General features: G+C 48.6%; 9 protein-coding genes. 6 read left to right on the forward strand and 3 right to left on the reverse strand.

What is annotated here, in order from left to right:
* The first annotated feature begins 24 nt into the window (after positions 1-24).
* The 3 genes from DWW90_RS12040 to DWW90_RS12050 all read left to right on the forward strand — a co-directional run bounded on the left by DWW90_RS12040 (position 25) and on the right by DWW90_RS12050 (position 2,988).
* Positions 25-1,560, forward strand: coding sequence for an arylsulfatase (locus DWW90_RS12040; RefSeq protein ID WP_122345141.1), 1,536 nt, complete (start codon positions 25-27; stop codon positions 1,558-1,560).
* 125 nt (positions 1,561-1,685) lie between these two features.
* Positions 1,686-2,345 (forward strand): LysE family translocator, encoded by a 660-nt coding sequence (locus DWW90_RS12045; protein WP_115501210.1) that lies wholly within the window; start codon positions 1,686-1,688, stop codon positions 2,343-2,345.
* 1 nt (position 2,346) lies between these two features.
* Positions 2,347-2,988, forward strand: a complete 642-nt coding sequence (locus tag DWW90_RS12050; protein WP_115501211.1) for a carbohydrate-binding family 9-like protein — start codon at positions 2,347-2,349, stop codon at positions 2,986-2,988.
* Positions 2,989-3,212: 224 nt separating this feature from the next.
* Here DWW90_RS12050 and DWW90_RS12055 read toward each other — a convergent pair whose 3' ends face one another.
* Genes DWW90_RS12055 through DWW90_RS12065 form a run of 3 tightly spaced genes read right to left on the reverse strand, consistent with a single transcriptional unit; the run spans position 3,213 to position 7,368 of the window.
* Positions 3,213-6,065, reverse strand: a complete 2,853-nt coding sequence (locus DWW90_RS12055) for a beta-glucosidase (protein ID WP_122345142.1) — start codon at positions 6,063-6,065, stop codon at positions 3,213-3,215.
* Positions 6,066-6,068: 3 nt separating this feature from the next.
* Complete coding sequence (locus DWW90_RS12060) at positions 6,069-6,671, reverse strand: response regulator transcription factor (RefSeq protein WP_122345143.1); 603 nt, start codon at positions 6,669-6,671, stop codon at positions 6,069-6,071.
* Between the two features lie 4 nt (positions 6,672-6,675).
* Positions 6,676-7,368 (reverse strand): hemerythrin domain-containing protein, encoded by a 693-nt coding sequence (locus DWW90_RS12065; protein ID WP_187574952.1) that lies wholly within the window; start codon positions 7,366-7,368, stop codon positions 6,676-6,678.
* A gap of 945 nt (positions 7,369-8,313) precedes the next feature.
* On the opposite strand from DWW90_RS12065, the gene DWW90_RS12070 reads away from it, so the two are divergent.
* From DWW90_RS12070 to DWW90_RS12085, 3 genes are all read left to right on the forward strand, one after another.
* On the forward strand, positions 8,314-8,562 hold the full coding sequence (locus DWW90_RS12070; protein WP_122345144.1) for a hypothetical protein: 249 nt from the start codon (positions 8,314-8,316) through the stop codon (positions 8,560-8,562).
* A 628-nt stretch (positions 8,563-9,190) separates the two neighbouring features.
* On the forward strand, positions 9,191-10,522 hold the full coding sequence (locus DWW90_RS12080) for a hypothetical protein (protein ID WP_115499638.1): 1,332 nt from the start codon (positions 9,191-9,193) through the stop codon (positions 10,520-10,522).
* Positions 10,523-10,552: 30 nt separating this feature from the next.
* Positions 10,553-11,806 (forward strand): imelysin family protein, encoded by a 1,254-nt coding sequence (locus DWW90_RS12085; RefSeq protein WP_122345146.1) that lies wholly within the window; start codon positions 10,553-10,555, stop codon positions 11,804-11,806.
* Positions 11,807-11,808: the final 2 nt, after the last annotated feature.

Raw genomic sequence — 11,808 nt, forward strand, 5'->3', positions numbered from 1 at the left:
ATACGAGACAAATAAATTATTATCATGAAATCAACAATCATGTTAGGAATAGGGGCCACTTTGCTGGCCTCCTGTTCCGGTAACAAACAAAAAGCAGAAGAGAAAACAACGCCGCAGAAGCCCAACGTTATTTTCCTGATAGCCGATGATATCGGTTATGGCGACCTGAGTTGTAACGGATCGAAGACGATTCACACGCCGAATGTGGAGAAACTGGCGGCGCAGGGTGTTCGTTTTACGGATGCACATGCTGTGGCTGCAACCAGTACGCCCTCGCGTTACTCGTTATTCACCGGGCATTATGCCTGGCGACGGAATGATACGGGGATTGCCGCCGGAGATGCCGGTATGGTGATCCGCCCCGAACAGCCGACAGTTGCCGATATGTTCCGCGAATGCGGTTACACGACCGGTGCGATCGGAAAGTGGCACTTAGGATTGGGTGACAAAACCGGTACACAGGATTGGAACGGCTTTATCACGCCCGGACCGACGGATATCGGTTTCGACTATTCTTATCTGATGGCTGCTACTGCCGACCGTGTTCCCTGCGTCTTTGTGGAGAACCAGCGGATTGTCAATCTCGATCCGAACGATCCGATTGCTGTCAGCTATAAAGAACCGTTCCCCGGCGAGCCGTTGGGAAAGGATCATCCGGAAATGTTGACGAAGCTCAAACCAAGTCCGAACCATGGACATGATATGGCAATCGTGAACGGTATTTCCCGTATCGGTTATATGAAGGGTGGCAAACAGGCTTTGTGGGAAGATGAAAACATTGCAGATAGCATTACGGTTAAGGCAGTCCAGTTCATCGAAAACCATAAGGACGAACCGTTCTTCCTGTATGTCGGAACCAACGATGCACACGTTCCCCGCTGGCCGCATCCGCGTTTCGTGGGCAAGAGCGGCATGGGGCCCCGTGGCGACGCTTTGTTGCAATTCGACTGGACAGTCGGACAGATTATGGATGCTTTGGATAAGGCTGGTTTGACGGAAAACACGTTGATCGTCTTGAGTAGTGACAATGGTCCTGTCGTGGACGATGGTTATGCAGATCGCGCTGTCGAACTTCTCGGCGATCATAAGCCCTGGGGACCTTTCCGGGGTGGCAAATACAGTATTTTCGAAGCCGGGACACGTATCCCGATGGTCGTAAGCTGGCCGGCACAGGTGAAACCGGGTGTTTCGAATGCTTTGGTTTCCCAAGTGGACTTGTATGCTTCTATGGCGAGCCTGATGGGTAAGACATTGGAGCCGGGAGCCGGTCCCGACAGCCAGGACTATTTAGATGCATTCCTGGGTAAAGACCTGAAAGGACGCGATTATGTGGTTGAAGTTGCAGGTGCGCTTTCCGTTTCCGACGGCGAGTGGAAATATATCGCTCCGAGCAATGGTGCTGCTTATCAAAAACTGACCAATATCGAATTGGGAAACAGCAAAGAAGAACAGCTTTACAATCTGAAACAGGATATCGGCGAAAAGAAGAATCTGGCAGCCGAACATCCGGAAATAGTAGCAAAACTGAAAGCTATTTTAGAGAAAGAGAAGGCAAAATAATCTTTTTTGACAAAGTGTGAAAACGCCTGTAGGTAATCTAAAAAACATTCCTACAGGCGTTTTTTCTTTTTTTATCAGGAATAGAGGTTATCTTTGCAAATCATTAGGCAGAAAAAAGAAGGATAATGCTGGGATTGATAAGTAAAGGAATTGTGATAGGTATATTGGTTTCCGCCCCGATGGGTCCGATCGGTATGCTGTGTATACAACGAACGCTGAACAAAGGACGTTGGCACGGGTTTGTCACCGGGTTGGGCGCTGCCCTGTCGGATGTGATCTATGCCGCGCTGACCTGCTTAGGAATGGGAGTGGTCGTGAACTTTGTCGAAGCGAATCAGGCCCCGCTCCAGTTAATTGGTAGCATCGTATTAGGCGTTTTCGGCTATTACATTTTCCAGTCTAATCCCGTACGGAACCTAAAAAAGCGACGGGAAAAAAAGTTATCGTTTACACAGGATTTTATTACAGCTTTTCTTCTTACCTTTAGCAACGTCTTAATTGTGCTGTTATATATCGGTCTGTTTGCCCGCTTCGGTTTTGTCTTGCCGGAACATTCGGTCTGGATGCTGTTAGGAGGCATTGGTTTTATAGGAGTGGGAGCTGTACTCTGGTGGTTCGGGATCACGTATGTAATAGCGAAATTGAAGAAATGGTTTAACGTGCGAGGTATATGGCTATTGAATCGGATTGTGGGATCGGTGATTATTGTGCTGGCTGTTATCGGGGCTGTGTCTGTGTTGCTGACTTCTTATTTCCATTTGCCATTACTCCAAATCTATAATTGAAATGAAGAAACTGAAAGTCCCTTATTTGGCAACGCTGGATGTTCTGGACCTGTCGTCCGTCGGCTTTTTAATGGAGAGCAAGGCCCAGCGAGAGTATATTGACGTGATTAACTGGGAAGAATATCCCTATAAGCCTATCGTGGCATTCGATATAGCAAGGTCGGATGTCAATTTGTATATCCGCTATTTTGTAAAAGGGAACTCCCTGAAAGCGCTCCATGAGGTAGACGGTTCGCCTGTATATACGGACAGCTGTGTCGAGTTCTTTATGAAACGGGTGGATGACCACAACTATTACAACTTCGAGTTTAACTGTATCGGTACGTGCGACGCATCACATCGCGAATCCCGTGATGTCAAACAATCTCTGTCGCCGGAAGAATACGCTTCTATCCGCCGTTATTCCACTATGGAACATACTGCGTTTCCGGAGAAATTAGGTGTGCATGCTTGGGAGCTGGTCGTCTCAATCCCTTTCCGTGTGATGGGACTCGATCCGGAAAACCTGCCGGAAAAGATTATGGGCAACTTCTATAAATGTGCGGATGATACCGAATTTCCGCATTTCGTCAGCTGGAGCCCGATCGATCTGCCGTCGCCCAATTTCCATTGTCCGGGATTCTTCGGGGAAATCTATTTATAGTGTCTGTGTCCTGGCGGGCTTGACCCGCCATCTCATCTTAATCATTGTCAGTTTAGTATGAGGTTGCGGGTCAAGCCCGCAATGACACGCTAAAGCGTTAGAACTTACTTTTGATACATTATCATTTTCGATACTTAAAACAGATAATGCAGATCAACATTATGGGATTTCGATACTGAAATGCGATAATGTTGATCTGCATTATTATTTTGCACCGGTACGGTTTAGAGCTTTACTTCCGAGATACTGGCATTGCCCTCAGTCATCACGATGCGGATATCGCTGGCGGTGGTGCCTTTGAACCGGTATGTCTTCAATTCGTTAGTCGCATCGACTGTTCCTTCGTAAACAGTCAGGAACTGGCCTCCGCCACCGGATAGCTGGATTTCGAATTTGGCATCTTTGCTTTTTTCTTTCCAGGCAATCGCTATGCTGTTGGGTGAAGCGTTGTTTTCGAGTGCGAAGGTGATGTATTCCCCTTCATTGGCTTTCCAGGCTGTGGACAGGTTTCCGTCCAGGACTAATGCCGCTGTCTCCTGTGATGAACTGGCAATTACTGATTTCTGCTGATGGGATGAGGCGGGTGAGGCAGCCTGTTCTTTCCCGTATTCTACCACCGTGAAACGGTCGTTCAGGCGGATGTCTTCGGAAGAGGCTCCGACCATTACTTTGAAATCTCCCGGTTCGACAACCCAGTGGTTATCGCTGTTCAACAGTTGCAGGTCGCGCGGCTCGATGGTGAAGGTCACCTCTTTTGTCTCACCCGGATTCAGATGGATGCGGTCGAAGCCACAAAGGTTTTTTTCGTAAGTCGTGACGGAGCTGATGACGTCACGTACATATAACTGTACGACTTCATCGCCGGCGCGTTTACCCGTATTGGTCACTTTGCAGCGTACGGTGACCGGTTGGATCTGCGTAACGACAGACGGCTGGATGGATATGTCCGAATATTCGAATGTCGTGTAGCTCAACCCGTAGCCGAACGGATATAGCGGGCCGTTTACGCGGGACATATTGCCGTTCAGCCCCTTGTTTCCTCCTCCGTCGATCTGTGCGTTCGGCTTGGTCGGGAAATTGAAAGGAATTTGTCCGACTGTTTTCGGGAAGGTCACGGTCAATTTACCGCCCGGATTGTAGTCCCCGAACAGGGCGTCTGCAATAGCCGTACCGCCTTGCGAGCCCGGATACCAGGCTTCGAGGATAGCCGGAACATATTTGTCCGCCCAGTTGATCGAGAGCGGGCGTCCGTTAATCAATATCAGCACGACCGGTTTGCCAGTCGCGGCAACCGCCTGAAGCAAGTCGAGCTGTCGGCCCGGCAGTTCCAGGCTGGAACGCGATTTGTTTTCTCCGCAAGTACGGCTGCTACCGCCGAGCACAACGACTGCGACGTCGCTCTTCCGGGCGTTTTCGACCGCTTTGTCTATTTCACTCTGCTCTTCGCTTGTCAACGGGTAGCGGTATAATTCCGATTCCGGCCAATTGGCGTCTACCAGGTCGCAGCCTTTGGTGAAAAGCACTTCCGTTCCCGGTTTCACTTTCTTTTGGATGCCTTCTAATACGGTTGTCACCTCTACGGCCAACGGGCCATAGTGCGTCAAGGCATAAGCTCCTTCGTCGGCGTTCGGGCCGCATACGGATATCTTGGAAACGCTGTTTATATCCAATGGAAGGACAGCATTTTCGTTCTTCAGCAAAACAAGCGATTCTTTGGATGCCTGCAAGGCTACCTGCTGGTTCTCGGCGCTGTTCACCTCCTTGTCCGCCTCTTTCAAGTCGATCTGGTAAGGCTGGTCGAACAGTCCGACGAGGAATTTCACGCGCAGGATGTCGCGTACACGGTCGTCGATTGTCGACATCGGGATGGCTCCTTCTGCGATCAGCTCACGCAACGGCAGCACGTAGGAATCCGGCGAGCGGAACGTGCAACGTATGTTCAACCCCGCCAATACGCTTTGCAGGACGGATTCTTTCATATCGGCCGCCGTCCCGTGCTTCGAGAAAAGGTATTCGACCGCGTCGCTGTCCGAGACGACATATCCCCGGAAGCCGAACTCGCCGCGCAAGCGTGTCGTCAGCCAGTAATAGCTGCTCTGGATCGGGAAACCGTCGTAATCGTTATAAGCGCTCATCACGCCCAGGATGCCGGCTTCCCTGATTACCCGCTTCCAGGGGTAGACATGGATCATCTCCACCTCGCGCGGTGACATCTGCGGATCTACGCGCGCCATTCCTTCGCGTCCGCCTTTATTATTGCTGTAGGCAATGTAATGCTTGGATGTGGCAGCCACCTGGTAGTCGGTCTGCATTCCCTTTGCCATCTGTATGCCTAATTCGGCAACGAGATAGGGGCTTTCGCCGTAGACCTCTTCATAGCGTCCCCAACGCTGGTCGCGGCCGACGTCGAGGATCGGAGCGTAGACATTCGTATATCCTAACAGACGGCCTTCGCGTCCGGTGATATAGCCGACTTTGTGGATCAGGTCGCGGTTCCAGGTGTGTCCTAATCCCAATTGTGTGGGGAAGTTGGTCGCGATATAGCTTTCCACACCCCGGATTCCTTCGTTGGTGAAATCCGTCGGGATGCCGAGCCGCGTCTCTTCGATGAAGAAACGTTGTACTTCGTTGAGTGCCCACGCATGGCGCGATGCCGGCCAGATGTATGGATTGTCGGAAGGCGGAAGTCCCCATTGTTGGAAACCGTTCAGGTGTTCGTCGATTGCGCCCATGCCGTCTTTCCAGAGCTGGTTCTTCCATTCCGGCGTCGGCAGGTCGTCTTTCAGCACCCGCTTGTAGCCGTAGAGCGTCACCATCTGGCAGGTCTTTTCTTCGACGTTCATTTGTGACAGAAGGTCCTCGATACGTGCATCGATCGGTGCCGTGGGGTCTTCATATACATCCTTTTTCCCGTTTTTGTTGAAGTCGATCCAACCGTTCCGGTAAATGGATTTGTTCGTTAATTTGTAGGTGTCCGGTATCCGGATTTCCTGTTGTGTTTTGTTTTGTGCCAGTGTGCAGAATGCCCCCGACAGGACAATGCACGACGCAATGGCGGCAAGTCTGTTTTTCTTCATGGATTATAATTTGATGTCGTTCAGTTCTACTAATTTGTTAACAATGGCGTACACGGTCAGACCGCTGGCACTATGGATTTGCAGCTTCCGGGCAATGTTTCGGCGGTGTGTGACGACAGTATGCGTGGAAAGGAACAGGCGGTCGGCGATCTCGCGGTTCGTCATTCCCTTGACAACACAGACAACGATTTCCTTTTCGCGTGTGCTGAGTGTTTGTTGTTCTTCGTTCTCGGTCTCTTCAGCCGGTGGCGTGTGGAGAAGTTCCAGTTTATGGCGCAGCTCGTCCGGACTGTCGTATATGCTGATCTGTTCGTCGTAAGGGCGGAGCAGCGTGTGATCGGCGACGGCATACAGCAGGGCGATGCATTTCATCTCCGTACAGCCCGCCTCTTCCTTGATCTGTTGCAGGGAGAAACAGCCCGGAATCGCCGGGTTGATGACCAGCATGTCGGGCCTGTGCGAGCGAAGCGTTTCCTGCAGAAGCTCCATGGTGGCAATTTCAACGACCTGGATGCGGAAGCCGGGAAGCCGTTTCAACACCGTTTCCAATCCGCTTCGGATGATAGCGGACGGATCGGCAATAGCTATCGTTAATAAGGTACTCATCGGATCACTTGATTGTTTTTTCCAATGCCAGGATCGCCGGCACGAAAAGATAGTCCTCGACGTGATTATGGGAAGCCAGATCCTGTTCGGTCGCAAAGATATCGAACAAGACGCTGTTCAACAGGTTGCTGCCTGGCCCCGGATAATATTTGATCAGGATATTTTTGAGTTCGATAATCTTCATCTCGATCTGGTCGTGATGTTTACGGAAGATCGTGATATTGTATTTCGGGTCCTTTACGCCCTTCAACAGCCCCTTTACATACGGGAACACCGTTTTCTCTTCGTAGGACATATGTTTGTTGACCTCTGCGGCATAGTCGTCAAAGAATTTGGTAATGACGAAAGCCACGTCTGACGGACAATCCATAATGGCATCCGTCAGTTTGCGGCGTATATGCGGCAACCGGAAATCCAGAAAATAGGCATGCGCGTTATGCAGATAAGTGATCAAAGCCTCGATAGACAGGCATTTGTCAATATTAGTCATCGGTGCCGAAACATCTTCCGTCAGAAAGTTCACGACGGCGAGGAACGTGCAGGGATCGACGCCGTTCTGCCGGCATACCTCTCCGATGTTCTTTTCTCCGAATCCGAGTGCGATGCCGAAGCGGCTCATGACAAGCACCATCGGATAGTTCTCGCAGATCAGATCGCTCATTTTGTCGGTTTCCCGATATTTACCATTCTTATACATAGGCTTTTTTCTCTCTTGTCTTGGTGTTTGAATAGCCCAAAGATACATAAAAAATAGATTCCGCAGGCAGCGCTTACGAAATTAGTAAATTCGGAATACCAAGTAGTTTCAGCCGGAAAAATATTTGAAACTAAAGTTTCAGAAAGATTCTTGCTTTGAAACTAAAGTTTCATGCCGATGGAACTAAAGTTTCCTCGGACGAAAATTTAGTTTCCTGCCGTGAAACTTTAGTTTCGACCGCAGACACTTTAGTTTCGCGTCGGGAAGCAAATGATCAGCCTGTTTTTGGAAAAATATCCGTCTTGAATAGGGGCTAAAAAGGGCCTTTTTAGGCGGTTATCCGCGAAAAAGCGTTTTTTTACATTTTGGCGGTTTTCGTAATTGGTTGATTAATAGCAATGTAATACATTATATAATGTACGCGTAGAAGGGCTGTTTTAGGGGGTAAAATGGGGTGTGAAATTGAATGTAAGACGTTGAATTATAAAAAGATAGGAAGCCGTTTGGAAATGACTAATGAAAACGTACGTTTTCGTTAGTCATTCTACTCATCCCACATAATCTACTATACTTCAATTATTTACAGCTGCTTTTCACCCGGTTTTCACATGAAAATTTAACGATTCTTTCGTCGTCCTGTTTTTATTTATCCCTCTGTTTGTCAATGTTTTATATTTTTTGGTTTTCTTTGATGTAATGGTCATTTCCAGGAGTTTTCCGGGAAACGCAAACGCAAGTGTCCTTTTTTGTTAATTACCAGCGCATCTATTTAGCTTTTTTAGATTCCAAATCTCCAATAGCAGATTCCATGCCCATGAAAATCTGATTGCATGAGCATGGAATTTCGGATGGATGGGCATGGAAACTATTTTTGATTTCCAGAGAGGGAAGGCTTATTGTATAAAACGCTTTTTTCACCTTCGGAAGAGGTCCGAAATCAAATAAATGTTAATCCACTTTTCAGCCGCCAAAAAGGGGCTTTTTCCTCTTTTCCGGGAGTTTTTTGCCGGGAAGTCAACCTTTATTTCATTTTCCCGGAACTTTATCGCCCTGAAGACGGTCGCCATACCCTATGAAGACGGTCATCATTCAAATGAAGACGGTCGCGAGGGCGATAAAGACGGTCGTCGTGGCGACAAGCCCCCAAAACTTCTTTTGGATATTTGGAGCGCGGTCCGTTTTATTTTGAAATAATCGATTCTCCGGGAGTTAAGGTTTATCACATTGTCAGCGTTTCCGATTTCCGGTAATCAAATTGCACGTTTTCCGGAATGGGCTGCGCACCTCATTCTATCTGTTGTCATCCGTAAAGGCCAAAAGCGCGAAAAGAGTCAATTCAAAATCGATCAAGATTTCGGATGAAATAGAAAAATGGCCAAAAAGGGGGTTATTGTATTTTGCGTTTAATATATAAAGAAAAATAAACACGTGAAAAAAGGCGGAAGCCTTATAACAAAAAAGAAGCCTTTCTTCACAGAGAGGCCTCTTTTTTATACTGGAAATAACCAATAAAAACTTTCCAATACGTTTAATCATCTTATATGCTTACATAATTAGCAAAAGGTTTTGATACAGCGATTATACTAATAGTGTTACTTTCTTAATGACATTGCAAAGATACGGCCACTTTACAGCCTCCACAATACCTATATATGAGTAAAAAAACGCCATTGTCTACCTACTCGAGGTGATATTCAAACAAAATGAAGACTAAAAACCGGATAATACCTACAAATAGGTAACAAGAAACCCTTTTTACCTACTAATTGCGATTGCGCACCGTCCGTAACCCCTCTAATTTTGCCCAAAATTTTAAAACGCAATGAAAAGATTAGCAAATTTTCTAACTTTAGCAATCTGCGCCTGCGGCCCGTTGATGGCACAGGAAAGCGATATGAGCTCTACCGTTAAAGCAAAAGAACTTTACAACGATTACCAGAAATTCCGTTTCGGCGGCTACGGGGAAATGGCGGCAAGTTATATGGATTATGACTTCAACCGTTTCAAGAACCCGGACGGTTCGCAGCGTTATAACAGGGGAAGCATCTCGATCCCCCGCTTTATTCTTGCTTTCGATTACAAGTTTTCGCCCAAATGGGTGTTGAGTTCCGAAATAGAATTTGAATACGGAGGGACAGGAACAGCCCGCGAGATCGAATGGTATGAAGAAAACGGGGAATATGAAACTGAAATAGAAAAAGGCGGGGAAGTGGCGTTGGAACAGTTCCACATTTCTTACCTGATGGACAAGCATTTCAATATGCGGTTCGGCCACATGATCGTGCCGGTCGGGCTGACCAATACGCACCACGAACCGCTTAACTTCTTCGGCGTTTACCGCCCGGAAGGAGAAACGACAATCCTGCCCTCCACCTGGCATGAAACGGGTATCGCTTTCTTCGGCGACTTGTGGAATTTCGACTACGAACTGCAAATGGTTTCGGGCCTCGACCCGCAGGGATTCCGCAGCGAGGACTGGATCAGCAACGGCAAACAGGGCGCATTCGAAGTCAGCAACTTCACCAGCCCGGCATTCGTGGCACGCCTCAACTACAACGGGACAAAGAAGATACGCGGCCTGCGCGTAGGCGCATCCGTCTACTACAACCAGACGGCCAAGAACGGTTCGAAACCGACACGAAATATCAACTCGGCAACAGGCAAACACTACAAATTTCCGGTAACGATCGTGACGGCGGATGCCGAATACAAGAGCCCGAACCAGAACCTGATTGCACGGGCAAACTTCGTGTGGGGGCATCTGGGTGAAAGTGCGATCCTGTCGGAAATCAACCGCAAATCGTCATCCGCATCCGGCTACCCGACCAAACCGGTTGCCGAAAAGGCAGTAAGCTATGCAGGCGAAGTCGGCTACAATATCGGCTCTTTCTTCGGAGGCAAGGCGCCGCGCATCTATCCGTTCGTGCGGTATGAATATTACAACCCGATGGAAGATGTCGAACCGAACAAAGGACAATTGGCAGACAAACGTTTCCAGTCGTCCGTGATCACAGCCGGCCTCAATTATTATCCGCTGCCGAACCTGGTCGTCAAAGCGGACTATTCCAACCGCAACATCGGATGGGGCGACTACAATGCAGAAAATACAGTCTCCATAGGAATCGCCTATATCGGTTGGTTCATTAAGAAATAAAGCGTGTTAAATCATTTAATTACAGACAAAATGAAAAAAAGTAACTTTTTTACCTTAATGCTGATGGGATGCAGTTTGTGTTTCCTGCCCGCATGCAGCGACAACGATGATCCTGATAACGGAAAAACAGAACCTCCCGTAGGAGGTTGGACAATCAAAACGATAGACCAGTGTCCGGATTCCGGCGAAAAGCTGACGGATGCACAGATGGATGCGGTTGTGGAAACCTTCGTAGACGAAGTGGCACTTCCTACCTATAAGACAATGGTCGACAATATGAACAAGTTGCAACAGGCCGTAGACGCTTTCGCCGCCAGCCCGAACGACAATGCGCTGGAAGAGGCTTGCACCGAATGGCGTAATGCCCGTATCTATTGGGAGCAAAGCGAAGCCTTCCTTTTCGGTCCGGCAGACCTGGAATCGTTCGACCCCAGTATGGACAGCTGGCCGTTGGACAAGAACGGTATCGACCAGATCATCAAAAACGGGAACTGGGATGCGATCGAAGGAAGTGTCGATGAATCCGAAACGGCAGAAAACCCAGCCCAGAACCTGCGCGGTTTCCACACCGTCGAATATCTGCTGTTCAAAGACGGAAATGCCAAAAAGGCTGCCGACCTGTCTGCAAACGAAATCATCTATCTGCAAAAAGCGGTAAAGCACCTGGTGAATGACGGTACAAACCTCTACAAAGCATGGAAAGACGGTCTGGGAGACGAAGATGTTCCGACCTCTTATGCCGAAGCGATGAAGAAGCATGACGGGACTTACACGTTGTCGAGTGCAAATGCCGCACTGGAATTGATGCTGAACGGAGGCAACGGCATGGCAGCCATTGCCAACGAAGTCGGTGAATCGAAAATCGGCGTTCCGGCAGACGATTATGCCAAAGATGCGGCAGCCGGAAAGTTCGGCGAAGACAACAGCGGCGTGCTGGGCGTCGAATCGTGGTACAGCTGGAACTCATTGGATGACTATGAAGACAATATCCAGAGCATCCGCAACTGCTATTACGGCGGACACATGACAACTTCATTCGGAGAAGACGACCACTACACTTACGACGAAGAGAACCCGGGCGGCATCTCGAAACTGGTCAAGGTGATCAACCCGGCACTGGATTCACTCGTTATGGTCCAAATCGACAAGACAATCGAGGCGATCCGTGCGATCCCGGCTCCGTTCCGTAACAACCTGGATGCTCCGGAAGTAACGCCAGCCCGCGAAGAATGTGCAAATCTGAAAACATTATTAGACAAAGTTAAAGCTAAGTTCCAGGATTAAGA

Source organism: Parabacteroides sp. AF17-28 (genome assembly GCF_003479205.1).
GTDB lineage: Bacteria > Bacteroidota > Bacteroidia > Bacteroidales > Tannerellaceae > Parabacteroides > Parabacteroides acidifaciens.